This window comes from Corallococcus caeni, from assembly GCF_036245865.1.
Taxonomy (GTDB): Bacteria; Myxococcota; Myxococcia; order Myxococcales; family Myxococcaceae; genus Corallococcus; species Corallococcus caeni.
The window spans coordinates 668,061-690,854 of record NZ_BTTW01000006.1; the positions used below are offsets into that span (position 1 = coordinate 668,061).

The window sequence follows — 22,794 nt, forward strand, 5'->3', positions numbered from 1 at the left end:
CGAGCCCCCTCCCGCCAACTGCTTGAAACCACGGGCGGGCCATCGCCACACGGTGCGATGGGGGAGCGGCATGTGGGGTGCAGTGGGGGAGGGCATCGCTGTTCGGTCCCCTTCGCCGCACCTCTTGAGGTTCCTCCCATGGCCCGTCGCATCGGTTCGTCCCTCTCCCGCTCCGCCACGCTCCCGACGCCCACGGTGTCCCAGCCCAAGCCGCCGGCGCGCGCGTCGACGCTCCCCACGACGGCCACGAAGCCCGTGGCGACGCCGCCCACCGCGACGGCCACGAAGCCCACCACGACCGCGCCGGCCGCCACGGAGCCCAGGCCGGTGAAGCACGCGGGCGGGCCCGAGGGTGCGCCCTCCTACAGCCCCTGGGAGCGGACCACGGGCCAGGGCTCGGACGTGTCGGTGAGCGGCGGTGACAACAAGCTCACGGCGCCCCCGGGCGCGAAGCAGAACGTGCTCGTCGACAAGCCGGGCAGCCCCTTCCAGAAGGACACCTTCGGCGGTGGCCGGCTGAGCGGCAACGTGGGCTCGATGCAGGCCTCCACCACGAGCCACAGCGGCGGTGGCGTGCACCACTACTCGGCCCAGGCCGAGGTGCAGGGCCCCAACGCGGCCTTCGAGCTCCAGAAGACGCACGCGGGCCGCTTCGGCGTGTCCAGCGCGCAGCTCACCGGCGAGGCCAACAGCTTCAAGGCGCAGGCGCAGGCGGGCGTGTCGGCCGACACGAACTCGCACGCCTACACCGCCGCGCTGACGGCCAAGGCGGAGACGGGCGTGGGCGTCACGGCGAGCGCGAACCACGACTTCAACCGGCACGTGGGCGGCTACGTGAAGGGCGAGGCGAAGGCCTCCGCGTCCGCCTTCGCCGAGGGCGTGGCCACGGTGGACCCGAAGACGGCCACGGCGATGGTCTCCGGGCAGGTGGGAGCGGGCGCGACGGCGGGGGCGTACGCCACGGCGGGCGGGCACGTGGGCCGGGTGCACGGCTCGGTCACCGCGGGCGCGGTGGCGGGCGCGTCGGCCCAGGCGGGCGGAAAGTTCGGCCTGGAGAACGGCTTCCTCAAGCACTCCGCGGACGTGAACACCGCCGTGGGCGTGGGCACCCACGTGAAGACCGATGTGGCGGTGGACCTGCGTCACCACATCAAGCCGGGCATCGCGTCGGGCCTGCGTCCCGCCCTCGGCTCCGCGATGGGCGTGCCCGCCCCCGCGATCGCCATCGAGCCCGAGAAGTCGGGCGTCGAGAAGTTCTTCGCCAAGGCCTTCCACAGGTCGTGACGCGCCGCCGGGAAGCCGCTTCGACTCCGCATGCCGGCCCCTCCTCCTGGGCCGGCATGCAGGGCAACGTCTAGTTACAGGGCGCGCCGCAGGTGCCGGCCCCACGGGCCTGACATGCCGCCGTGTTGATGCAGAACTGGCCATCCCCCGTGCAGCAGCCGAGCAGCCGCGAGGGTTCGTCCGAGGTCTCGTCCGGGACCGCGGAGCTGGGGGCATTGGATACGAGCACGGCCTCTTCATTCGCCGCGACCTGCGAGGAAGAGGAGACAGCCATTCCCACCACGAAGGCAAAACTCAGGGCGACTCCGGAAACGAGCTTCCGCAGCATCTGTGGCTCCTTGGGTTGAGAGGCATCTGGGATGGTACTCCCAGTGTGTCTGCAATTCAAAATGGCGGGCAGTGGCAGCAGCGACCACCTCCTGGAGGGCCACCTATCCTGCATGCGTCGCTTTCTCGAAGCGCCGGTCCGGGACCAGCCACAGCACCGCGGCCAGCACATAGACCGCCTCGGAAAAATGCCCGTTGAAGAACGCGCTGACGATGCCGACCAGGTAGAGCACCGACGAAATCTTGCCCTTGAGATCGCGCCCGACCGCCAGCGCCAGGGGCGACTGCCGGCCCTGCATCGCCACCATGCGGGTCTGCAGCACCCACCAGGCGAAGGCACACATCAGGAGCACGAAGCCGTAGAGCGCCAGCGGCACGGCCGAGAAATGGTTTTCGCCCATCCAGCCGGTGGTGAAGGGGACCAGCGACAGCCAGAACAGCAGGTGCAGGTTCGCCCACAGCACGCCGCCGGTGACGTGGCTGATGGTGTGCAAGAGATGATGGTGGTTGTTCCAGTAGATGCCGACGTACACGAAGCTGAGCACATAGCTGAGGAAGACAGGGATCAGCGGCCGCAGGTCGGCCAGCTCGCTGCCGTGCGGTACCTTGAGCTCCAGCACCATGATCGTGATGATGATGGCGATGACGCCGTCGCTGAATGCCTCCAGCCGGTTCTTGTCCATGCTGCCCCCCGTGCACGAGTCGCCTCGCGGGCGACCCTGCCTGACACGTTATTCCGGAACGGCCCCCAGCACGGGCGTCAAATCTGGATCGGCCTTCTGCATGGCCCGGCGATAGGCTGGCCGCGCGCCAATGCGTTGCAGATAGGCCAGGATGTTCGGCCAGGGGGAGAGGTCATACGGCTTGAACAGCCGCATGGTGGTCAACGAGAACACGGTCATGATGTCCGCCGCCGTGAACTCCTCGCCGGCCAGACAGGGCGCCTCACCCAGTCGCTTCTCCAGGGTCGAGAAGACCAGGTTGAAGCGCTCCCGGGCCCCCTGCAGCAGCACGTTCTTGTCCGAAGGATCGACGCGCTCCAGGTATCGCACCTGCAGGATGACGGGTTGCAGCGTCCCGTTGGCGAAGTGGAACCAGTAGAGGTAGTCGGCGAACCCGGGGGCACCGCGCGTCACCGTGAGCCGGCCGTCGCCATGGGTCTGGAGCAGGTACTCGCAGATGGCCCCGGACTCCCCGAGGACCAGGTCGCCGTCGGTGAGGATGGGCGCGGTGCCCATCGGATGGAGCGCCTTGTATTCCGGCGGTGCCAGCCGGTTGTCGGCCCGGCGCTGGTAGCGCTTCAGCGCATAGTCCAGCCCCAGCTCCTCGCAGAGCCAGACGATCCGCTCCGACTGCGAACGTCCGAGATGATGCAGCGTCAGCATGCGCGCTCCCTTGCCCGGAGCATTGTCCGGGTCATGCATGAACCGTAGGCTGCGCGAATCCGCTGGAAAAGACGTGCCCGGATACCGGTATGGCGACTACCACCCTCCCCGAGTTCCTCCGCATTCGCCGCGAGCGGCTTCAGCCCGAGTCGACCGGGCGGCGTCGCACTCCCGGGCTCCGTCGCGAGGAGGTCGCGGCGCGCGCCGGTGTGAGCGTCACCTGGTACACGTGGCTCGAGCAGGGGCGCGGCGGCGTGCCGTCCGATGACGTGCTGGAACGCCTCGCCCGCGCACTGGAACTCGACGAGACGAATCGCGAGATGCTGTTCCTGCTCGCCCACGCGCGTCCGCCACCGCGCCGCTACACGCCGCCTTCCGAGGTCACGCCGACGCTGCAACGCGTGCTCGACAACCTGCGCGTGCCCGCGTTCGTGAAGACGCCGACGTTCCAGATCGTCGCGTGGAACCGCGCCGCCGTGGCGGTGATTGACGATTACGCAGCGGTTCCTGAACGTGACCGCAACATGCTGCGCCGGGTCTTCCATCCGGAAGCCGCCACGTTCCTGCCGCACGGCGAGGACATGCGCCGCACGTGCCTCGCCGCGTTCCGTGTCGACATCGAGCGTGCAGGAGCTTCCGAGGAAGCCGCCGCGCTCGTCGACGAGTTGATGCAGACAAGCGAGGAGTTCCGCCGGCTGTGGGCCGAGAATGAGCTGCACACGCACGGGGTGCAGCTCCGGCGGCTCGTCCGGCCGGGCGTCGGCGAGCTCGTGTTCGAGGCGTCGATGTTCTCCGTCGACGACAGCGACGGCCTCGGCATGGTGGTCCTCTCACCAGCGGACGACGCCTCCGCGCGTGGAGTGGAGCAGCTGATCCGCGAGCTTGACGGGTAGCGCCCAGGGGCAACGGTCAGGTCCGCTCACGACGCTGCCGTGCCCAGGCCTCGAAGCTCGTGAGAGAAAGGCCGTAGGCGCGCGCGATTTCGGGCCGCGCCAGCACCGGGGCGACGTTCATGTACGTCAGGCCTTGCGCCACGCCAGGATGCAGGCCGGCCGCGACAGCCTCTTCGACCGAGCAGGACTGGACGACGTATTCCCTGCCGTCGATGCGCGAGAGGATCTCCGCGATCCGCGGCAGCGTGAGCAGGTCACCCGCGAGTTGCAGCGTCACCCCATGGAACCGCTCGGGAGCGTTGATCGCCGCCGCGGACGCCTTGCCGATGTCCTCGGGCGCGATCATCGGGATGGGCTTGTCGGTCCTGATGACCGTGAGCAACCGGCGCCCGTCGACGAAGCCTTCGGGGTCGAACATGGGCTGGTCCATGAAGGTGGCGGGCAGGATGAGGGTCCAGTGCTTGAAGCCGGCGCCGCGGATGAGGTCGCAGGTGGTGAGCTTGTTCTCCCAGTACGTCTCGTGCGACTTCCAGCGCCCCTCCGCCCAGCCCTCGACGTTTCGGTGGTCGCCGACACCGGACGTCGCGGTGTGCACGAACGCCTCGACGCCCTCGGCGAGCGCGGCCTCCACGAGGTTGCTCCCCTGCTGGACCTCCTTGCTGTAGTCGACCCCGGTCGCGGACATGATGGGTGACTGCATCGAGAAGACCGCCCGCACCCCGGCGCAGGCGGCGCGCAACGACGCCAGGTCGTCCAGGTCCCCGACGACGACCTCGGCGCCGGCCGCCGCCAGGGCCCTGGCGTTCGCCGCCTCCGGGTTTCGCACCAGCACGCGCACCGACGAGCGGCCCTCAGCCAGCAATGCTCGGGCGGTGGCGCCACCCTGGCGGCCCGTGGCGGCGGTGACGAGAACGGAATCGTTGCTGCGCATCGGCAGCTCCTTTGTAAGTGGGGGACCCCACCGTTTAATTTCCGTGGTTGAATACGGAGGGGGACCCCGTTTGTCAAAGGAAGGTTCTCGCGAAGGGGAGGGCGCCGTGGAGCAGGTGAAGCGATTGCGCGCGGACGGGCAACGCAACCGGGAGCGGATCGTGGCGGTCGCCGCGGAGCTGGTCGCCCGGGATGGCGCGCAGGTGTCGCTCGAGGAGATTGCGCGGCGGGCGGGGGTAGGGTCGGCGACCCTGCACCGGCACTTCCCGTCGCGGCAGGCGCTGCTGGAGGCGGTCTTCCGCGATGGCGTCGCGCAGCTCTGCGCGCGGGCCGCCGCGCAACCGGGCAAGGACCCCGCCGCCGAGCTGGGGGCGTGGCTGGAGGAGTTGACGGTCTACACCGCGACCCACCGGGGGCTTGCGGCCGCGCTGCTGGCCGGCCCGGAGGCCCTCGCCGCCGAGGACATCTGCAGCACCGACCTGCTGCTCGACGTGCTGAACGCGCTGGTGGCGCGGGCATCGTCCAAGGGAGTCCTTCACGCCAACGCCACGGCGAAGGACCTGCTGACGCTGGCGAACGCGATCGCCGTCGCCAACGAAGATGATCCGCGCACCGCTCGCCGGGTGTTGCGCCTCGCGCTCACCGGCATCCGGCCGTGAACGCAGCGAGGCTCGGGGGGCGGCTGGGCGTGCGCCTCTTCCAGCGGAGCACGCGCGGGCTGGCGCTGACGGAGCCGGGGACTCGCGCGTTATCCGGCCATCGTCCCGGACTGGCACTTCGACACCCGGCCCGTCTTGCGCCGCATTGAGGCCCAGGGCCTCCCGTCAGGGGAGCGAAACTCCGGTGGCCTGGGCCAGCGCGTCGAGCAGCTGCGCCTGGAACTTCAGGTCGTCCGCCGCGGGATGCCGCTCGACCCGCAGTTGGTGGTGCCAGTAGCCATCCGTGGTGCGTGCCTCGGCGTCGTCGCTGGTCGCCAGCCACTCCTGCGTGAGGTGGCCGAGCCGCAGGTCATCTGGCGCGTTGGGGCCGCCCATCTTCGTGGGGACCCAGCCCGGATCGACCGAGTTGCTGAAGACGTCCGGCCAGCGCCGGGCGATGGCCGCGGCCAGGGCGGTGACGAAGAGCTTGCTGTCCGAGTAGGTCCCCGTGACGCGACGTCCGCTCCAATCCATGTCATCGAGGCTCGGCTGACCGCCCTTGTGCATCCCGCTGCTCAGGTAGACGAGGCGCTTGGGCCGCTGGATGAGCGCGGTGAGCACGTAGGGCGCCACGACGTTCACGGGCAGGACCGACGGGTCGGAGTACACACCCGCGTTGTGGATCACCGCGTCCAGCTGCCCAAGCGCGTTGACCTGACTGGCGAGGTCACGGGTCTGTTCCAGGACCGCGAGGTCCGCGACCAGGGCGACCGCGCCTTGCGTCACCAGGTCCTGTACGGCGGCGAGCCGCTGTTCGCTGCGCACATGGACGATCACCTCGTGACCGTCGCTGAGAAGCGTCTGGGCGGCGGCCTTGCCCAAGCCGTCCGCTGACCCGGTAATGAAGATGCGTGCCATGTCTCACCACTATGCGCGCCGTCACACCGAGGCACCACTCACTGCGCGTGGAGGGCTGCGTCAGCAGCGTCTCGGCTTTTTCGAACATGAAGGGATTTCCCGGTGCGTCTGATTGATATAGCGAAATCCTTGAATGGAAGCTGGAGGCAATCTCCGCGGCGGCGGATCAGGAGCGCTACTCCCTCGTCCTCCTCGGCTTTCCAAAGAAGCTGAAGGAGCTGGCGGAGGCCGCGTCGGTCAGCCAGCTCGGGTATCTCGACCTCCGTCCTGACCGAGCTGCCCAGTCACAGTCCGATGAAGGTCGTCAACCTGCTCGTCGATGTCGTCGGCGCGGTCGTCGGCAACGACGGGCAGTATGTCATTAAGCTGACCCGGTTTCGCGGGGCTGCTTCAACCCTCCGAGGAACACGGCACGCTGTTTCTGGTGTTTGATCGTTCGCCCCATGCCTCCCTACTCCGAACCACGAGTCTCCATGATGGCAAGCAAGGCCTGCTGGGTGCTCTTCGCCGCCCTCTGTCTGGCCGTGGGCCTCTATCCGAGCAGCTACTTCCTCGCGGCCTCGAACTTCGGACTCCGTGCCTTGAAGAGCAGCGAGCTCCTGACCGACCCCGTCTGGAACGCGGCCTTCTACACGCACATCGGCCTGGGAGGCTTGGCGCTGGCTGTCGGCTGGACCCAGTTCGTCGCGAGACTGCGACTCACGCGCCCAGGTGCACACAGGCTCCTTGGAAAGGTCTACATCGGGGCGGTCCTGCTGAGCGGGCTCTCCGGCGTCTACGTCGGCTTCTTCGCCACGGGTGGCGCCATCTCCGCGTCGGGCTTCGTCAGCCTGGGCATCGTCTGGCTCTATACGACGGTCTCCGCCTATCGGCTCATCAAGAACCGGCGGCTCGAAGAACACCGGCTCATGATGACCTACAGCTATGCCGCCTGTTTCGCGGCAGTCACGCTGAGACTCTGGATGCCCGTCCTGATTCACGCCCTGGGTGACTTCATCTCGGCCTACAGAATCGTCGCCTGGCTGTGCTGGCTCCCCAACCTCGGCGTGGCATACCTCATCTCGCGCAGACAGCTCCAGGCGCGCGAACTCGTGCCTTCGGGCTCTGGAGGAAGCTGACGCGTGCACGAGTACGATTTGATCGCGGACTGGTATGCGTCCCAACGCGCAGGCCACATGGGCGTCCCGGAAGTGACAGCGCTCGCTGCCTCGCTTCCGGCCGGCGCGTCGGTGCTGGATGTCGGCTGTGGCACGGGACTGCCACTGACGCGGGTGTTGCTGGAGCACGGCTGCCAGGTGATGGGCGTGGATAGCTCCCGCGAGCTGCTGGCGCGATTTCAAGCGAACTTCCCCCACGTGCCGGTGGTCTGTGCGCCCATCCAGTCGTGTGAGCTCCAGGCGCAAGCGTTCGACGCCGCGATTGCGTGGGGCGTCCTCTTCCACCTGCGCCACGAAGAGCAGGAACAGGCGATCGCCAATATCACCAGGGCCTTGAAACCGGGCGCCGCGTTCCTCTTCACTTCGGGCGACGCCCACGGCTCCATGGATGGCGCGCCGATGAATGGCGTGCCGTTCCGCTATCACTCATACAGCGTCGAGGGGTACCGCGACCTGCTGCGCGCGCAGGGGCTCACGCTGGAAGCGACGCACACGGACCCGGGCGGGAACGTCCACTACCTGTCGCGCAGGACGGGATGAGGCAGGCGGCGTCTTCAAGCGCTAGCTGCGCGCGTCGGTCGCCTCCATTCCTTGAACGGCCGCGAAGCCCTGATCGACCAGAGCGAAGAACACAGTGCTCGCCTTCTTCGCGGAGCCTCCGTGTTCGAACACGCGGATGGCTTCCTGGCGAGCCGTGCGCAACGTCAGCACGATCATCCCGGCCGCGAGCCGCGCCAGACCATCCGGCGCCGGACCGTCGAGTTCGAGCGCCAGCCCTTCCGCCGCTTCGTCATTGAGCTCACGCAGCCGCGCCTCGAGCGACGGGCTCGCCGCGATGAAGCGCCAGAAGTCCGCCGTATGGCGATCGAAGCGGACGAACGGATGCTTCTCATCTCGCAGCCGGGCCATGAGCGCGCGGAGCTCTGCGACCGGTGCCTGCCCTGGCGGCCTCGCGCGAATCGCCTCGCGAAAGAAGAGCAGCTTCAAGTCGTCCTGGCGATCGAGCATGAGGTCCTCCTTGCGCGGGAAGTAGTTGAAGACCGTCATCTTGGAGACGCCCGCGGCGGCCGCGATCTCGTCGAGCGTCACCGCCTCGAAGCCCCGCGCGAAGAAGAGCTCGGTCGCCACGTCGGAGATCCGCTGCCGCGTCTCGCGCTTCTTGCTCTCGCGTCGCTCGCCCATGCGCCGGATTCTAGCGGGGCCCCGCCGGCAGGGAACATGGATTTTTATACTCGGTAAACAAATCCATTGCGGAAACATTTACTGGGTATAATGTCTTTGGAAGAGAGGGCTGCCAGACCGTGGCCATCCGAAGGAGAAGTCATGGGCGTGAAGGGAAAGAAGGTCCTCATCTCCGGAGCGAGCTTCGCCGGGCTCTCGACCGCGTTCTGGATGAGCCGCTTCGGCTACGAGGTCACGGTCGTGGAGGTCGCGCGGGGGCTCCGGACGGGCGGCACGGCCGTCGACATCAAGGGCAACACCGTGGACATCGTCCGGCGCATGGGCCTCTTCGAGCAGATCCGGTCGAACCGATTGAGCCTGCAGCGATGGGAGATGAAGAACGAGCGCGATGTCACGGAGCGCTCGTTGGTGCTGAGAGGCGAAGGCGAAGCCCCTTCAGAAGACGAGTTCGAGGTCGAACGAACCGTGCTGCTGAACATGCTGTTCGACGCAGTGAAGGACCACGTCGAAGTCGTCTTCGACGACAGCATCACCGCGCTGCGCGAAACGAAAGACAGCATCGATGCCACGTTCGCCAGGGGTGCACGGCGCACGTTCGACCTGGTGTTCGGCTGCGACGGTGTCCACTCCGCCGTGCGGAGGCTCTGGTTCGGCGACGAAGCCCAGTACCTCTATTTTCTGGAGCAGTACTTCTCGATCACGATCGTGGACACGCTGCTCATCGAGCGGAACACCGCGCAGATGTTCAACGTGCCGGGCAAGGCCGTGATGCTCAACGCCTACAAGAACAACACGGACATCATCTTCGCGTTCGCTTCCGACAGGGAGCTCTCGTACGACCGTCGCGATGAGGAGGCGCAACGACGGATCATCGAGGACCGGTTCGCCGGGGCAGGGTGGAGGACTGCGGAGTTGCTCGAAGAGGTGCGGAGGTCGAAGAGCTTCTACTTCGACAAGCTGTGCCAGGTGCGAATGCCTTCCTGGACGAAAGGCCGGGTCGCATTGGTGGGTGATGCGGGGTACTGCCCTTCACCCGCTGCCGGCATGGGGGGCTCGCTGGCCATCGATGGCGCGGCGGCGCTGGCGGACGCGATGCGAGAGCACGACTGCGACTTCGAACTCGCGTTCCGAGCCTACAACGAGCGCTTCCGCCCGTTCATCGAGCAGGTCCAGGCGGAGGCCGTGCGGACCGGGCTCGAGTCCCTCGTTCCGAGGACCGAAGAGGCCATCCGCGCGAGGAACGCGCAGACGCACGCTGCCTTCTGAGGGGCCACTGTGTGCCCCACGCGCCACGTCAGGTTCTCCTCTGGAAGCATGAGCGAGCCTGTCTTCGCGCTGAGCACCGCTTCCTCCTTCCAGGGGCCGCCCATGTCGATGCCATCCCGGACGTGCGACACGGTCTGGGGGCCCTGCACCAGCGCCAGCGTCTCCAGGCTTCGATGGAGTGGTGGACGCCGTCCCAGCGGAACACCTCCAGCGCGATGTGCGCATGCGGAGTCTTGAAGGTGGAGGCGGGGGCCAGGCGCTGTTGGCAGAGGCTGCTGTCGTTGAACGCCACCTGATTCGTTTCCAGGTTCAGCAGGCCGAGGCAGCCGGGATGGCGGGAGACGATGCGGAGCGGGGCGATGACCCGCACACGCGAGGGACTCACGTGGTTGTCCGTGACGCCTATGCCTTCGATGGCTCCCCTTCACGCTTCAGCGGGGGCCGGCTTTCTGCCCAGGTCAGCAACTCGTCGAGGGCCGGGCACAGGGACTCGCCCCAGTCGGTCAGGTGGTACTCGACCTTGGGGGGTACCTGGGCGTGCACGATGCGCGTGACGATGCCGTCTTGCTCCAACTGCCGGAGCTGCTGGCTGAGCATCTTCTGCGAGACGTCGGGAATGGCGCGCTCCAGGTCGGAGAAACGCAGCGTCTTCCCGCCGAAGAGGTGGAAGAGGATGACCAGCTTCCAGCGGCCTTCGAGCATCTGGATGGCGCCCTCGATGCCGCTGGCCGCCGTCATGGGCGTGTGATGGTCATGCTTACCCAAAAGTATGTACCCCACTTTTTCGTGCGTTCTTGTGGAGGAGATACCGCGCCATTACTGAGATGGCCATGACAACGAATCCCGCTGCTTCCTTGAGAATGCCGGTGCCCATTGCGAGCTGCTTCACGCGCTGGGAGGTCGCTTCATGAGCTTCGATCTCGAGTTGAAGGGCCGGCGGGCGCTCGTCACGGGCGGGACCAAGGGCGTCGGGGCGGCTGTCGTCGCTGCGTTGGTCGAGGCTGGCGTCCGCGTCGTCGCCACGGCGCGCACGGTGCCGAGCGGCACGAAGGACGTCCACTATGTCGCGGCCGACGTGACGACGGCGGAGGGCAGCGAAGAGGTTGCCCGGCAGGCCATGGCGCACCTCGGTGGCATCGACATCCTCGTGAACGTGCTGGGAGGCTCCACGGCCCCGGGCGGCGGCTTCGCGGCGCTCACGGACGACGAATGGCAGAAGGAGCTGAACCTGAACCTCATGCCCGCCGTGCGGCTCGACCGCGCGCTGTTGCCGGCGATGCTCGCGCAGGGCTCCGGCGTCATCGTGCACGTCACCTCGATTCAGCATGAGCTGCCCCTGCCCGAATCCACGACGGCGTACGCGGCGGCGAAGGCGGCGCTCTCCACGTACAGCAAGGCCCTGTCGAAAGAGGTGACTCCCAAGGGCGTGCGCGTGGTGCGCGTCTCGCCGGGCTGGGTCAAGACAGAGGCCTCCGAGCGCCTCGCCGAGCGCCTGGCGAAGCAGACGGGGACTGACTACGAGGGTGGCAAGCAGATCATCATGCAGTCGCTGGGAGGCATTCCCCTCGGGCGTCCGGTGAGACCTCGCGAGGTGGCCGACCTCATCGCCTTCGTCGCCTCTCCGCGCGCGGGTTCGGTCACGGGGACGGAGTTCGTCATCGATGGCGGGACGGTCCCCACGGCCTGAACGGGGACATGCCTTCATTGCGGGTGGGGCTGTCATTCACTCCATCGCGGCACGGCCTTCCGCTATGAAGTCCAGGCGGTCGATATGAGGGGTGGATTCTTGAGACGGGTTGCAAGCTGTCTGTGGGTGTTTGTCGTTGCGACTGGGTGCATGCATAAGCCTCAGGGATACCAGGCGAACGGAGTGACCCTGACAACGAAGGAGGAGGCCGCGGCCTCTGGCTTCAAGCCGTGGAAGCTGGCCGTTGCCTTCGGTGCCCAGCAGGATGGTACCCAATTGCTGCTCGACTTCATGAAGCGCGCGGAAGCCGCAGGGGGGCGCTACGTGAGCGACGTTCACATCGTGCTGGTGAGTGACCAGGATGGCGAGCCGGTGGAGTGCCGGACGGAGATTGTGCCGGAGTCTTCAGTTGAGATTGGCCGAACGCTTCAAAGTACGCCCGGGCGTACCGAGATGCGGCATCACATGGTTCCTGTCACAAAGACCGTTTTCGAAAACCAGTTCCAATGCCGGTCCGTCACGGAGCCACGCACCGTCTCTGAAACCTACTACGACCATCAGTATGACGCGTCTTCGAAGACGACCCGCTCCGTGCCGCGAACGCGAATGGTGACGCGCTTCGAGAGCCGTCAGAAATGCGGTCTCGTGCCCATGATGCGTACCGTGACGCGCTTCGAGTATCAGTTTCGCAGCGAGTACATCCCGCCGCGCTTGGAATTGGTGTCGCGACAGTACACCCGGTGGAGCCTGAAGGAGACGCTGCCTGCGTGCGCGCCATCTTCGCCGCAGACGGGTGCCTCGCCCTCCATGCCCCACCGGATCGAAGGTGAGGTGTACGGGTGCTCGCTCGAGCAGTCGCCTGATGAGCCCAGTCAGGAGGGGGCGGATTCGGAAAGCCGAGGCTTGAAGCTCCGCGGACAGTATCGCCAGAGTGCCATGGCGAAGGGCCTGGTGCCCGCGAGTTGCCAGGAACTGGCGCTCCAGGCACTGCCGGTGCGCGGTGACGAAGAGATCGGGCAGGCCGCTTCGACCACGGAAGTGGAGGGTGAGGGGCGCTAGCCTCGCTGCCGTTGGGCCAGAACCCCGTCATCGGTCGAGGAGACGCCCGCGGCGGCGGCGTTCGTTTCCGGCGACATCCGCACCCGCGAAGGGCGTCCTGGCGAGCAGCTCCAGGCACCGCGCGAGTGGAGAGGCCTGCTTCGGGAGGCACGGCCGGGCGCTACAGCGAGGGCATGCCGACTCCGCCGAGGTCCTCGGGCGTGAGCTTCAGAGCCTCGCTGATCGCCAGGACGTCCTGGTACTCGCGCCAGTGCTGGATCAGTCCGTCGCGGACCCGCAGCACGCCAATGAGGGTCGCCGAGGCGCGCAGGCCGGTGGTGGTGACCGTCCCAGTCAGCTCGTATTCGACGACGATGACCTCGGGGTCGCTGGTTTGATGCGTCGCCAGTTCGCGGAACTGCTCGAAACGGACCGGGAGGAGCGCGCTCCTGGCTCGGTAGAACGCCAGCCACGCTTCCCGGCCCTCATGGCGTCGCATGCCTGGAGGGGAGAACGGGGTCTCGACCACGACATCCTCGGCCAACAACTCCGCTGGGAGGAGCGTCGCGCCGTCCCCGAGGAGGGCTTCCTGCATGCACCGGTAGAGGGTGAGAGGACCTGCGGCCCCCGTCGCCGACTGAGACATGGTCATGCCTCCCAAGTTAAGATGAGTGCGACTCAGGATTCATAGTGAGTCGCACTCACTTTTGCAAGGAGGGATGGCTGATGGCGCGAGAGGGTGGGCCGCCCGCGGGCGGCGGTGCGGGTGATCGGCCCGTTCGTGCGGATGCCCGTCGCAATCGCGCGCGCATCCTGGATGCGGCCGAGGCCGTGTTCGCGGAGCAGGGCGCGTCCGCCTCGACCGAGGCCGTGGCCGCGCACGCCGGCGTCGCGATTGGCACCGTGTTCCGGCACTTCCCAACCAAACCCGAGCTGCTCCAGGCCGTGGTGATGCACCTGCTGGACCGACTCATCACGGAAGTCGACGCGATGGTTGGCAATCAGGACGCAGTCACCGCCCTGTTCGAGTTCTGCGCCCGCGTCATGGCGGTCAGCGCCCGAAACAGGGCGGTGTTCGCCCGACTCGCCGAAACCGGGGTCCAGGTCCGCGTCGGCGACGCGCTGGCGCGCCTCCGGCCCGGCATCGACTTGCTGCTCGAACGCGCGCAGAAAGCGGGCACGGTCCGCGACGACCTGCGCCCCGCGGAGTTGATCGCCCTGCTCGCGGCCGTCTGCCAGGCAGCGCTCACGGACGCGTGGAGCGAATCATTCCGCCGGCGCGCGCTCACCCTGCTCTTCGACGGTCTGCGGCCGACCGCGAAGCGTTGACCGCGATGCCTCGCGTCGAGAGTGCGAGGAGGGGAGCGACACCCGAATTCCGGCTCCCCAGGCAGTCCCCTTGACAGGAGCGTCCTGGACGTTATTTTGAAGTTTATAAAAATGTCGAAAGGTCGTGATTCGAATGCAGGAGGTCTTCAAGGCCATTGCAGACCCCACCCGGCGCAAGGTGCTCAAGCTGCTGCAGGGCGGCTCGAAGTCAGCGGGGGAGCTCGCTGAGGCATTCGACATCACGAAGGGGGCGCTGTCGCATCACTTCAACATCCTCAAGGCCGCGGACCTGGTGCGCTGTGAGCGCCGCGGGCAGCAGATCGTCTACTCGCTCAATACGACCGTGTTCGAGGACGTAGCGGCAGTCCTTCTCGACCTCTTCAAGGTCGACAAGCGGAATGGAGGGCAGTCATGAGAATCAGTCGAGCCCATGCCGTGAGTCTGGGATTGGTCGTCGCGTCGTTCGCGATGGCCTTCAGTTTCTACGGCCGGTTGCCGGAGTCGATCCCCACGCATTGGAATGCCGAGGGCGTGGTGGATGGGTATACGCCCAAGCCCTGGGGGCCCTTCGTCCTGCCGCTGGTGACGGCTGCCCTGTACCTGGTCCTGGTGGCCGTGCCGCGGATCTCGCCCAGGGGCTACAGCATGGCGAGATTCCTGGGCGTCTTCGAGGGCATCCAGGCGGTGCTGGTCGCGTTCCTGTTTCTGATCAACGCCCTGGTCCTGCTCGCGGGCATCGGCGTTGCCGTGCCGATGGCGCGCGTGGTTCCCTCGGCCACGGGCCTGCTCCTCGTGCTGCTGGGCAACTACATGGGGAAGTTCACCAAGAACTTCTTCTGTGGAATCCGGACGCCCTGGACGCTCGCGAGCGACGAGGTCTGGCTGCGCACGCATCGCCTGGGAGGAAGGCTCTTCGTCCTCGCGGGAGTCGTCGTCCTCGTCTCGGGGCTGCTCGGTGGGGGGCCGGTCCCCTTGATTGCGGCGGTCGCAGTCGCGGCGATGATTCCGGTGCTCTACTCGTACTTCCTCTACCGCCGCATCCACAGGGGCACGCACGGCCCGACGGACGACGCGGGCTCACATGGCCCTGCGTGAAGCCGGGCCCTGCTCGAGTTCACTGCCACCGGACGAAGGGGATTGGAGTGGGGCGAGGGGCAAGTGTGGTTTCTGCGCGCCAATACCCACCGGGGATGGGGCACTGCGTCGATGGATCGCGCTGCTGCGCGCTGAGCGCGCTTTTCGTAGAGTCCCACGCCATGGGCCTCCTTACCTTCGGTCTCAATGTCACTTTGGACGGGTGCATCGATCACACCCAGGGAATCGTGGACGACGAGCTGCACGACTATTGGAGGCAGCTCATGGAGCAGAACGGGGCGATGCTCTTCGGGCGCATCACCTACGAGCTGATGGAGGGAGCCTGGCCCGCGGTGGCACGCGACGAAAAGGCGCCGCGCGCGATGCGCGAGTGGGCACAGAAGCTCGATGCGAAGGCGAAGTACGTCGTGTCTGGCTCGCGGAGCGACTTTCCGTGGCAGAACACGATCAAGGTGGAGGGTGACCTTCGCGAGGCGATCTCGGCGCTGAAAGCGAAGACCGAGCGGGGTGTCCTCGTCGGAGCGCCCAAGCTCGCGACTGCGCTCGAGGAGTGGGGGCTCATCGACGAGTACCGCATCGTCGTTCATCCCGTCATCAGTGGCCGCGGGCCGACGCTGTTTCATGGCCTGTCGAGTGCGCGGCAACTCGAGCTCCTCTCGACGCAGCGGTTCAAGTCCGGCGTGCAGGCGCTCCACTTCCGTCGCAAAGCGGAATGAGCGTGAAAGTCAACGCATGACGCAGCGACCGGTTTTTGGGTAGGCACACGAGCAAGCCAGTCGTCTCGGACACCGATGTCGAGACAGGGCAGGGACGCCTTCATGAACCCACGCGGCGCCGAGAAGGAATACCTCCAGGATGGCCTGCGCAGCGGCCTCAAGCTCGACGCGCGCTTCGACGCCCTGACGCCCCACCTCCACGTGTCGTGGATCTCCTGGGACAGCGGCTTCCGCGGTTCGGGACTGCGCGTGGGCGACCGGGTCATCGCCATCGACGGTCAGCCCGTCGTCAAGCCACCCGACCTGGCCACCACGCAGCGCACCGTGCCCTTCATGCTCGGCCAGTACGCCGAGAACCAGACCTGGGACAAACAGGGGCGAAAGGAGGGTGACAAGGTCCAGGTGCGAATCGTTCGCCGGCGCGAGCCCGGCGAGGGCTGGGAGGAGCACGAGTTCAGCGGCGCCCTGCTCCATGAGCGCACCTGGAGCATCGCCGATACGACGCGGCAGATCATCGGACCGGGAGGACCCGAGTGCATGGGTCGCGACGGCTTCGACGAGGCTTGGATGTCATGGCTCGAGAAGCGCGTCTTCGACTGGGAGCGCCTGCTCGACAGCACCTTCGGCGCCTGGCGCACCTCGCGAGGGACGCGCGCGGAGCTCGCGAATCACCTCGGACACAAGGCCCGCGTCGACTCCCTCGTCGAGCAATATCCCGGCCCCTTCGCGACGGCGATGCGCGAGGACTGGGAGACGGTGCGTGCCTGTCTCGAAGGAGACCTCGTCACGCTCCCGGCGGATGCCCTTGAGTTCCGCACCCGGGGCGAGGAGCAGGTGAAGGCCATCGGCCTCCAGGCCGCGGCGGCGTGGAAGGTCCTGCTGGAGGCGCGTGCAGGGGAAACGCTCGGCGCCTTCCCCGTCGTCGACCCCTTCCGGGGTGACCGCTCGGCGGTGACCGGCAAGCTGGTCTCACTGCCGACGCTGACGCAACGGGAGTGGCTGGTCGACATGGGCAAGAGCTACCTGGCCTGGAACCAGTCCGGCGCCTGGGTCTTCTGCCCCGCCAACACCCCGGCCATGAACAAGGTCTTCTCCGCCATGCAGCGCTACCAGAAGCGCGTTGCCCCGTCGGTGAGGCTCGACATCGCCGTGCTCGGTCGCATCCTTCCGGATCCCCGCCTGCTCGCGGGCTCGGGCCGCACCGCCGCCGGCCTGGAGGTGGAGCCCGTCGCCGCTCTGGTCGGCGGCGTGGTCTGCGTCGATGTCAGCGACCCGAGCGAGGGCGGACCGCGCTTCGCCGGAGAGGAGACGCTCAGCCAGGAGAGCTTCGGCGCTCCGGCCGACGACGCGAGCCCGCGCGAGGTCCTCACCGCGATGATTTCGGCCGTGAAGCGCGGTGACCAGGAGACCTGGAACGGCCTCTTCGCGGACTGGCGCGCCGTGCCAGATGCCGACCGGCCCATCTACTACCCGGTCTGGACCTGGAACGGCCGCGACAGCGAGTGGGTGCGCGCGCGGCGCCTCATCCTCGACAAGGTGCTCGACGCGCGGGTGCGCTGGATTGGCGAGGTGCGGGTCGTCATCCGGGGCGACGAGGCCCCGGGTCTGCCGCGCGTCGAGGAGGTCGAGTTGGAGCTGGACCACGTCGGCCTCTTCGAGGGCCAGACCCGCACCTTCAACTCAGTCGACGTGCATCGGCGCTGGACGGTCCAACGCCGCAGCGGGGGCCCCTGGCGCATCACCAGCGAGCAGAGCCTGTAAGGAGCACTCCATGGGCTGGTACTCAAGCCGCGTCTCTGAACTCAACGAACGTTTGAACCGCGCCTCGGAGGGCGCCCCCGACACGGTGAAGCGCGCTTTGAGCGACGCCATCGTGAAGGTTGGAAACGCGGCCGATCAAGCCCTCTCGGCCATGCTCGACGCCAGCGAGCGCACCAGCGCCGGCAATCTGGGGACGCAGCGCAAGTGGCAGGAGCGCTGCGCCACGGCCACGGCCGACATCAGCCGCGCCTTTGGCGATGCCGCCAAGGACAACATGCTCTCGCCCGCCCTCCAGCTCTTCTGGTACCAGGCGCTGGAGCACGAGATGGCCTTCTTCGACTCCCTGGCCAAGGTGCAGACGCCCCAGCTCCACGACGACCTGCTCGTCCACCAGGACCTGCTCAACAAGATGCTGGGCGAGCTGTGGGACAAGTGGACCTTCCTGCTGTCCAAGGACGTCATCTTCGAGAACGACCAGCGTCAGGTGGTGCAGCAGGTCTCACGAATGGCGCAGTCCATCGTCGACGAGCTCGCCCCGGGCGTGCTCAAGCGCACCAGCGAGGGCGTCTCGCGCGCCACCGCGAAGTCGCTCGACGTGGCCCTCAAGCTCGATGACAAACTCCTGGGTGGCAAGGGCGTGGACCTGGCCAAGCAGCTCGTCTCCTCGCTGTTCGATGTCGACATCCCCGACGAAATCGACCGCAACCTGCTGGACGCCGTGCAGGGGGGCTCCGAAGTCTACCAGGTGCAGCAGGGCCACTACCGCAACCTGGTGTCGGCCTACCAAAGCCTGGTGCAGGCGGAGAAGGGCAGCGTCCTGCTGCTCTTCAACGCGACGCGGGCGGAGGTCGACACGTACCGTGAGAAGAACGACCTGGGGAAGGCCAAGGTCCTGCTCGACCAGGCCAAGGGCTACCTCTCCGACTGGGCCTCACGCGTGCCCAGCTCGGCCCAGCGAAGCGAGGCCTCCAGCTTCAAGGACAAGGTGTGCTCGGCCATCGACACCGACTGGAGGCTCACCGAGGAGCTCGACAACAAGTTCCGCGACAAGTTCAAGGGCATCTTCGTCCAGTCCCTGGGCAGCGAGACCATCGAGCAGCTCGCGGAGTCCTACCTCTTCCGTCAGCACATCGAGGAAATCACTCGCAAGGACGCCGCCGGAAAGCTCAAGGCCCTGCCGGGCAACCTCCAGAGCGAGGTCGACAGCGCGCTCGAGCGGGGCCTGCGCCCCCTCGACGACCTGGTCAACCGCGTCCCGGAAGAGGTGCTCGAGCTGGCCCGCATGAAGAACCAGCGGTTCAAGGAGCACGTGCGCGCCAGGCTCAAGGACCGCATCCAGGCCCTGCTGCCGGCCATCGTCGAGCTGGCCGCCCTCTGGGACCCGAACAACCTCTCGAGGGACTTCAGTCGCGAGGAGCTGGAGAAGGCCCTCCGCTGATATCGATGCGCCTGATGAACAAACTCTCCTTGGCCATTGCTGGAATGATGCTGGTGCTGGCCGCTTGCAAGACGACGGGCCCTGCACCCGCCCGCGATATCCCCACGGCGATGAACCAGGCCGCGACGACCTTGCTGCGGTCACGACTGCTGCACGCAACGTCGATCGCAGTGGTCTATCGCGGCGAGGAGTTCATCCTGCATCGGGGGGAGCTGGAGACCGGCAAGTCCAATCCGCCCGATGATTCGACCCTCTATGAGATAGGGTCGGTCAGCAAGACCTTCGTCGGCCTGCTGTTGGCAAACGCTGTCCTCGAAGGCAAGGCGACCCTCGACGACCCGATACAAAAGTATCTGCCGTCCGCCTATCCGAACCTTCAGTCAGACGGCGAACCGATCCGTCTGCGCCATCTGGTCACACACACCAGCGGCATGCCGGGGATGTTGCCACTGCAAGTGAACGAGGTGTTGAGGGATTTCACTGCGCATGCCACCCCGGCAAAGCTCAATGCCGCCTATGCGGACTACGGGCAGCCGCGGTTTTGGCAGGACCTGCACACCGTCAGCATCCAGGGCCCGCTCGGCAAGGACTATGCTTACTCGAGCGCCGGCACCGAGTTGGTCGCGCACACCCTTGAGAAGATCCACGGGGCTCCCTACGAGTCGTTGCTCGCGGAGTTCCTGGCGCGGGAAGCCGGTATGCACGACACGTGGCTGCGCCTGCGTGCCCAGGACGCCAACCGCCTGGCTCCTGGCTACCACAGCGACAACCCGGTCGGCACCACGCCGATGCCACTCCTGCCCTGGGGCGCGGCGGGAGCCTTGAAGGCGACGATGCCGGAGATGGTGAAGTACCTGCGCTTGCAGTTGAGCAACCATCCCACGGTGACGGAGTCACACAAGCCGCTGGTGCGCTTCGCGGAGGACTTCAGCATTGGCTATTTCTGGAACATCGGCCAGAGCCGCCAGTTGGGCACCCACTACGTGCATCACGGCGGCGTGCCTCGCGCGCAATGCTATCTCTACCTCGTGCCGAAGTATCAGTTGGGGGTGTTCATCATCACCAACCAGAGCGGCGATGCGACCGCGAACGCCATGGAACGCGCGCTGGCGCCCCTCTTTGACAGGGTCGAATCAATGGAGGGGCGCTAGCACGGCGAACAACAGGGAGTGAGTACACGTCGAGCCCCCGCGGACTTCTCTCAGCTCGATAAGTCGTCGGAGAGCATGTGGAGCAGGGAGGCCGCGCGCTACGCCGTGCCGCCATGAAGTCGCGCCATCGTCCACGAACCAGGGTAGGTTCTCCCTCCCTGTTCGTTGGAGTTCCGTCGATGCCACAAGCCACACCGCGCTCGTCACTGCTGGATGCACGTCCCAGCGTCTTCCTGCTCGCCGGAGCGTTCGTCACCGGCATGTTCCTCTTCGCCCAGGGCGGCTGCGGAGGTGACGAGTGCCAGGACGCCGCCGGCTGCCGTGAAGCCAAGGGACCGCCGGCTTCGAACACGGAGTGGGTCTGCGAGGACAAGCGCTGTGAGCAGCATTCCGTCCTGGTGCCGCCCCCGGATTCCGGCACGGACGCGGGGCCGCCCGACGCGGGGAGACCCGACGCGGGGACTCCTGACTCGGGGACTCCTGACTCGGGGACTCCCGACTCGGGTCCCACCACGGTGAGCGTGCAGGTGCTCGCGTTCAATGACTTCCACGGGCAGCTCGAGGAGCCCGCGGGCCAGATTCTGGCGGGCGTGGCCCCCGACGGTGGACCGGTGCGGGTGAACGCGGGCGGCGTGACGTACTTCGCCCGGCACATCGCGGCCCTGCGGGCCGCCAATCCGAACACGGTGGTGGTAGCGGCGGGAGACCTCATCGGCGCCTCCCCGCTGCTGTCGGGGCTCTTCCACGACGAGCCCACCGTCGAGGCGATGAACCTGATTGGCCTGGACCTGGTCGCGGTGGGCAACCACGAGTTCGACGAGGGCAGCACGGAGCTGTTGCGCATGCAGTCGGGCGGCTGCCACCCGGTGGATGGCTGCCTGGACGGGGATGGCTTCCCGGGCGCGAAGTTCAAGTTCCTGGCGGCCAACGTGGCCACGGGCGTGGACCGCACGCTGTTCCCCCGCTACGACGTGCGCGAGTTCGAGGGCGTGAAGGTGGCCTTCATTGGCATGACGTTGGAGGCCACGCCGGAAAGCGTCATCCCCACGGGCGTGGCGGGGCTCACCTTCAAGGACGAAGTGCAGACGGTGAACGCGCTGGTGCCGGAGCTGCGGCGGCAGGGCATCGAAGCCATCATCGTGGTGGTGCACCAGGGCGGAATTCCGACCTCGGGCTCGCTGGTGAACGACTGCAAGGGCGCGGGTGCGGACGGCCTCATCTCAGGTGCCATCGTGGGCGTGGCCAAGGGCCTCAACGACGCGGTGGATGTCATCGTCAGCGGTCACACGCATCAGGCCTACAACTGCGTCATCGATGGCAAGGTCGTCACGAGCGCCTCGTCGATGGGGCAGCTCGTCACGGACATCGACCTGACGTTGAGCAAGGCGACGGGCGACGTCGTGGAGGCGCGAGCGAACAACATCATCGTCACTCGCGACGTGCAGGAGGTCGGCGCGGTGAAGGAGCTGGTGACGAAGTACCAGGAGCTCGTCGCGCCGAGGGCCAACCGGGTCATCGGCTGGGTGTCGCAGACGCTCAGGACACAGTCGGACTCCGTGGGCCAGTCCACCCTGGGCTTGGTCATCGCGGACTCGCAGCTGGAGGCGACGAAGCCCGCGAACCTGGGTGGGGCGCAGGTGGCCTTCATGAACCCGGGCGGCGTGCGCGCGGACATCGCCCAGGGCGAGGTCACCTACGGCGAGGCCTTCACCACGCAGCCGTTCGGCAACAGCCTGGTCACCGTGACGCTGACGGGCGCGCAAATCGAGCAACTGCTGGAGCAGCAGTGGCGGCCGTCGGGAGCCACCCTCATGCTGCTTCCGTCGGCGGGCTTCACCTATGCGTTCAGCGCGTCGGCGCCCGGCGGAAGCCGCGTCGACCCGGCGTCCATCCGGATCAACGGCGTGACGGTGGACCCGGCGGCGAACTACCGCGTCACCGCGAACAACTACCTCGCGAGTGGGGGTGATGGCGTCCAGGTGTTCGCCGAGGGAACGAACCGGCTGGGTGGCGCCGTGGACAGCGACGCGCTGGAGGCATACCTGAAGGCACACAGCAGCCAGGCGAGCCCCTTGCCCGCCCCCGCGCTCAATCGCATCACCAGGCTGCCCTAGCCGCGGACTTCGTCGCCGACTGTCGGCGCATGGGAGTCACGCCGTATATTGACCGGACGACGGACACTCGACGCCGCTCGGCCATTGACGGGCGAACGACGAGGCCCCCGGGCTACGCCCGCAGCCAGCGGATACGGAAGCGAATCGAAGAAGTCTGGGGCTGGATGAAGACGGTGGTCGGTTTCCGCAAGACGCGTTTCAAAGGCAGGGAGCGGACGGAGTTGGCGGCCTACCTGGTGGGCACCGCGTACAACCTGGTGCGGATGGCGCGGCTGGCTGCCGCATCGCCACTCCGCGCCCGCTGCCTCCCCTCGACGACAAGGTTGAGATTGAAGTCAGTGATAAGCCCTGCCCCGTGCCAGCAAACCGGGCTTCTTCAACAGCCTGGTAGCGTGGTGTGGCACGTCTGTCTATCCCCCGGCAGGCCGGGTCTTATGTGACTTTTTCAGTGCAATGCCCCACCCGGTCCTCCGCCTTGTCGGACT

The 22,794-nt window shown here is 67.0% G+C and carries 24 protein-coding genes and 1 pseudogene; 17 read left to right on the plus strand and 8 right to left on the minus strand.

The annotated features are described in order from the left end of the window. Nucleotides 1-138 precede the first annotated feature (138 nt). A complete protein-coding gene (locus AABA78_RS26970; protein WP_338267139.1) occupies nucleotides 139-1,284 on the plus strand; it encodes a hypothetical protein in 1,146 nt (381 codons plus the stop codon). Between the two features lie 70 nt (nucleotides 1,285-1,354). Here AABA78_RS26970 and AABA78_RS26975 read toward each other — a convergent pair whose 3' ends face one another. The 3 genes from AABA78_RS26975 to AABA78_RS26985 all read right to left on the minus strand — a co-directional run bounded on the left by AABA78_RS26975 (nucleotide 1,355) and on the right by AABA78_RS26985 (nucleotide 2,996). After that, entirely contained in the window at nucleotides 1,355-1,612 is a 258-nt protein-coding gene (locus tag AABA78_RS26975) for a hypothetical protein (RefSeq protein WP_338267140.1), read from the minus strand. A gap of 103 nt (nucleotides 1,613-1,715) precedes the next feature. Further along, nucleotides 1,716-2,294, minus strand: a complete 579-nt coding sequence (locus AABA78_RS26980) for a TMEM175 family protein (protein ID WP_338267143.1) — start codon at nucleotides 2,292-2,294, stop codon at nucleotides 1,716-1,718. Between the two features lie 48 nt (nucleotides 2,295-2,342). Next, nucleotides 2,343-2,996, minus strand: a complete 654-nt coding sequence (locus AABA78_RS26985) for a glutathione S-transferase family protein (RefSeq protein WP_338267144.1) — start codon at nucleotides 2,994-2,996, stop codon at nucleotides 2,343-2,345. Nucleotides 2,997-3,085: 89 nt separating this feature from the next. Between AABA78_RS26985 and AABA78_RS26990 the strand changes: the two genes are divergently transcribed. Next, nucleotides 3,086-3,889 carry a helix-turn-helix transcriptional regulator gene (locus tag AABA78_RS26990; RefSeq protein WP_338267146.1) on the plus strand — a complete coding sequence of 268 codons (804 nt, stop codon included), beginning with the start codon at nucleotides 3,086-3,088 and terminating at the stop codon, nucleotides 3,887-3,889. A 16-nt stretch (nucleotides 3,890-3,905) separates the two neighbouring features. Here the strand turns inward: AABA78_RS26990 and AABA78_RS26995 are convergent, their stop codons facing one another. Beyond that, entirely contained in the window at nucleotides 3,906-4,820 is a 915-nt protein-coding gene (locus AABA78_RS26995) for an NmrA family NAD(P)-binding protein (RefSeq protein ID WP_338267148.1), read from the minus strand. 70 nt (nucleotides 4,821-4,890) lie between these two features. On the opposite strand from AABA78_RS26995, the gene AABA78_RS27000 reads away from it, so the two are divergent. Next, entirely contained in the window at nucleotides 4,891-5,478 is a 588-nt protein-coding gene (locus tag AABA78_RS27000; protein ID WP_338267150.1) for a TetR/AcrR family transcriptional regulator, read from the plus strand. A gap of 165 nt (nucleotides 5,479-5,643) precedes the next feature. Here the strand turns inward: AABA78_RS27000 and AABA78_RS27005 are convergent, their stop codons facing one another. Then, on the minus strand, nucleotides 5,644-6,375 hold the full coding sequence (locus AABA78_RS27005; protein WP_338267152.1) for an SDR family NAD(P)-dependent oxidoreductase: 732 nt from the start codon (nucleotides 6,373-6,375) through the stop codon (nucleotides 5,644-5,646). Between the two features lie 473 nt (nucleotides 6,376-6,848). Between AABA78_RS27005 and AABA78_RS27010 the strand changes: the two genes are divergently transcribed. Together AABA78_RS27010 and AABA78_RS27015 are read left to right on the plus strand one after the other, a co-directional pair. Next, nucleotides 6,849-7,493, plus strand: coding sequence for a DUF2306 domain-containing protein (locus tag AABA78_RS27010; RefSeq protein ID WP_338267154.1), 645 nt, complete (start codon nucleotides 6,849-6,851; stop codon nucleotides 7,491-7,493). Nucleotides 7,494-7,496: 3 nt separating this feature from the next. Next, nucleotides 7,497-8,072, plus strand: coding sequence for a methyltransferase domain-containing protein (locus AABA78_RS27015; RefSeq protein WP_338267156.1), 576 nt, complete (start codon nucleotides 7,497-7,499; stop codon nucleotides 8,070-8,072). Between the two features lie 21 nt (nucleotides 8,073-8,093). On the opposite strand, the gene AABA78_RS27020 is transcribed toward AABA78_RS27015, so the two are convergent. Then, a complete protein-coding gene (locus tag AABA78_RS27020; protein ID WP_338267158.1) occupies nucleotides 8,094-8,714 on the minus strand; it encodes a TetR/AcrR family transcriptional regulator in 621 nt (206 codons plus the stop codon). Between the two features lie 141 nt (nucleotides 8,715-8,855). On the opposite strand from AABA78_RS27020, the gene AABA78_RS27025 reads away from it, so the two are divergent. Continuing rightward, nucleotides 8,856-9,980: an FAD-dependent monooxygenase gene (locus AABA78_RS27025; RefSeq protein ID WP_338267159.1), complete on the plus strand. Its 1,125-nt coding sequence runs from the start codon at nucleotides 8,856-8,858 to the stop codon at nucleotides 9,978-9,980. A gap of 402 nt (nucleotides 9,981-10,382) precedes the next feature. Here AABA78_RS27025 and AABA78_RS27030 read toward each other — a convergent pair whose 3' ends face one another. Further along, entirely contained in the window at nucleotides 10,383-10,718 is a 336-nt protein-coding gene (locus AABA78_RS27030; RefSeq protein ID WP_338267162.1) for a winged helix-turn-helix transcriptional regulator, read from the minus strand. A 169-nt stretch (nucleotides 10,719-10,887) separates the two neighbouring features. Between AABA78_RS27030 and AABA78_RS27035 the strand changes: the two genes are divergently transcribed. After that, on the plus strand, nucleotides 10,888-11,667 hold the full coding sequence (locus AABA78_RS27035; RefSeq protein WP_338267165.1) for an SDR family oxidoreductase: 780 nt from the start codon (nucleotides 10,888-10,890) through the stop codon (nucleotides 11,665-11,667). Between the two features lie 183 nt (nucleotides 11,668-11,850). Next, the gene (locus AABA78_RS27040) at nucleotides 11,851-12,726 is read left to right on the plus strand and encodes a hypothetical protein (protein WP_338267166.1); all 876 of its coding nucleotides are present in this window, start codon (nucleotides 11,851-11,853) and stop codon (nucleotides 12,724-12,726) included. 160 nt (nucleotides 12,727-12,886) lie between these two features. Here AABA78_RS27040 and AABA78_RS27045 read toward each other — a convergent pair whose 3' ends face one another. After that, a complete protein-coding gene (locus AABA78_RS27045; protein ID WP_338267168.1) occupies nucleotides 12,887-13,351 on the minus strand; it encodes a nuclear transport factor 2 family protein in 465 nt (154 codons plus the stop codon). An 80-nt stretch (nucleotides 13,352-13,431) separates the two neighbouring features. Here AABA78_RS27045 and AABA78_RS27050 point away from each other — a divergent pair, with 80 nt between their 5' ends. The 9 genes and pseudogenes from AABA78_RS27050 to AABA78_RS27090 form a co-directional block, all read left to right on the plus strand. Then, nucleotides 13,432-14,034, plus strand: a complete 603-nt coding sequence (locus AABA78_RS27050; protein ID WP_338267169.1) for a TetR/AcrR family transcriptional regulator — start codon at nucleotides 13,432-13,434, stop codon at nucleotides 14,032-14,034. 133 nt (nucleotides 14,035-14,167) lie between these two features. Then, nucleotides 14,168-14,449, plus strand: coding sequence for an autorepressor SdpR family transcription factor (locus tag AABA78_RS27055; protein WP_338267223.1), 282 nt, complete (start codon nucleotides 14,168-14,170; stop codon nucleotides 14,447-14,449). Further along, nucleotides 14,446-15,129 carry an SdpI family protein gene (locus AABA78_RS27060; protein WP_338267171.1) on the plus strand — a complete coding sequence of 228 codons (684 nt, stop codon included), beginning with the start codon at nucleotides 14,446-14,448 and terminating at the stop codon, nucleotides 15,127-15,129. Before AABA78_RS27055 ends, AABA78_RS27060 begins: the two co-directional genes overlap by 4 nt. 161 nt (nucleotides 15,130-15,290) lie before the next feature. Further along, nucleotides 15,291-15,845, plus strand: a complete 555-nt coding sequence (locus AABA78_RS27065) for a dihydrofolate reductase family protein (RefSeq protein ID WP_338267174.1) — start codon at nucleotides 15,291-15,293, stop codon at nucleotides 15,843-15,845. A gap of 102 nt (nucleotides 15,846-15,947) precedes the next feature. Further along, complete coding sequence (locus AABA78_RS27070; RefSeq protein WP_338267177.1) at nucleotides 15,948-17,606, plus strand: hypothetical protein; 1,659 nt, start codon at nucleotides 15,948-15,950, stop codon at nucleotides 17,604-17,606. A gap of 10 nt (nucleotides 17,607-17,616) precedes the next feature. Beyond that, entirely contained in the window at nucleotides 17,617-19,044 is a 1,428-nt protein-coding gene (locus AABA78_RS27075) for a hypothetical protein (protein WP_338267180.1), read from the plus strand. Nucleotides 19,045-19,058: 14 nt separating this feature from the next. Then, nucleotides 19,059-20,195 carry a serine hydrolase domain-containing protein gene (locus AABA78_RS27080; protein WP_338267181.1) on the plus strand — a complete coding sequence of 379 codons (1,137 nt, stop codon included), beginning with the start codon at nucleotides 19,059-19,061 and terminating at the stop codon, nucleotides 20,193-20,195. 179 nt (nucleotides 20,196-20,374) lie between these two features. Continuing rightward, the gene (locus AABA78_RS27085) at nucleotides 20,375-22,309 is read left to right on the plus strand and encodes a bifunctional metallophosphatase/5'-nucleotidase (RefSeq protein WP_338267183.1); all 1,935 of its coding nucleotides are present in this window, start codon (nucleotides 20,375-20,377) and stop codon (nucleotides 22,307-22,309) included. Continuing rightward, nucleotides 22,309-22,590, plus strand: a pseudogene (locus AABA78_RS27090) (transposase); the annotation flags it as partial. The gene AABA78_RS27085 and the pseudogene AABA78_RS27090, both read left to right, overlap by 1 nt. Nucleotides 22,591-22,794 lie beyond the last annotated feature (204 nt).

Bases quoted from the DNA above. Each gene is read 5' to 3' on its own strand.
- AABA78_RS27020 (WP_338267158.1), bottom strand. From the start codon at position 8,714: ATGGGCGAGCGACGCGAGAGCAAGAAGCGCGAGACGCGGCAGCGGATC.
- AABA78_RS27060 (WP_338267171.1), top strand. From the start codon at position 14,446: ATGAGAATCAGTCGAGCCCATGCCGTGAGTCTGGGATTGGTCGTCGCG.
- AABA78_RS27070 (WP_338267177.1), top strand. From the start codon at position 15,948: ATGAACCCACGCGGCGCCGAGAAGGAATACCTCCAGGATGGCCTGCGC.
- AABA78_RS27055 (WP_338267223.1), top strand. From the start codon at position 14,168: ATGCAGGAGGTCTTCAAGGCCATTGCAGACCCCACCCGGCGCAAGGTG.
- AABA78_RS27075 (WP_338267180.1), top strand. From the start codon at position 17,617: ATGGGCTGGTACTCAAGCCGCGTCTCTGAACTCAACGAACGTTTGAAC.
- AABA78_RS27065 (WP_338267174.1), top strand. From the start codon at position 15,291: ATGGGCCTCCTTACCTTCGGTCTCAATGTCACTTTGGACGGGTGCATC.
- AABA78_RS26990 (WP_338267146.1), top strand. From the start codon at position 3,086: ATGGCGACTACCACCCTCCCCGAGTTCCTCCGCATTCGCCGCGAGCGG.
- AABA78_RS26995 (WP_338267148.1), bottom strand. From the start codon at position 4,820: ATGCGCAGCAACGATTCCGTTCTCGTCACCGCCGCCACGGGCCGCCAG.
- AABA78_RS27085 (WP_338267183.1), top strand. From the start codon at position 20,375: ATGCCACAAGCCACACCGCGCTCGTCACTGCTGGATGCACGTCCCAGC.
- AABA78_RS26975 (WP_338267140.1), bottom strand. From the start codon at position 1,612: ATGCTGCGGAAGCTCGTTTCCGGAGTCGCCCTGAGTTTTGCCTTCGTG.
- AABA78_RS27010 (WP_338267154.1), top strand. From the start codon at position 6,849: ATGATGGCAAGCAAGGCCTGCTGGGTGCTCTTCGCCGCCCTCTGTCTG.
- AABA78_RS26980 (WP_338267143.1), bottom strand. From the start codon at position 2,294: ATGGACAAGAACCGGCTGGAGGCATTCAGCGACGGCGTCATCGCCATC.
- AABA78_RS27050 (WP_338267169.1), top strand. From the start codon at position 13,432: ATGGCGCGAGAGGGTGGGCCGCCCGCGGGCGGCGGTGCGGGTGATCGG.
- AABA78_RS27025 (WP_338267159.1), top strand. From the start codon at position 8,856: ATGGGCGTGAAGGGAAAGAAGGTCCTCATCTCCGGAGCGAGCTTCGCC.
- AABA78_RS27080 (WP_338267181.1), top strand. From the start codon at position 19,059: ATGAACAAACTCTCCTTGGCCATTGCTGGAATGATGCTGGTGCTGGCC.
- AABA78_RS26985 (WP_338267144.1), bottom strand. From the start codon at position 2,996: ATGCTGACGCTGCATCATCTCGGACGTTCGCAGTCGGAGCGGATCGTC.
- AABA78_RS27030 (WP_338267162.1), bottom strand. From the start codon at position 10,718: ATGACGGCGGCCAGCGGCATCGAGGGCGCCATCCAGATGCTCGAAGGC.
- AABA78_RS27035 (WP_338267165.1), top strand. From the start codon at position 10,888: ATGAGCTTCGATCTCGAGTTGAAGGGCCGGCGGGCGCTCGTCACGGGC.
- AABA78_RS26970 (WP_338267139.1), top strand. From the start codon at position 139: ATGGCCCGTCGCATCGGTTCGTCCCTCTCCCGCTCCGCCACGCTCCCG.
- AABA78_RS27005 (WP_338267152.1), bottom strand. From the start codon at position 6,375: ATGGCACGCATCTTCATTACCGGGTCAGCGGACGGCTTGGGCAAGGCC.
- AABA78_RS27045 (WP_338267168.1), bottom strand. From the start codon at position 13,351: ATGTCTCAGTCGGCGACGGGGGCCGCAGGTCCTCTCACCCTCTACCGG.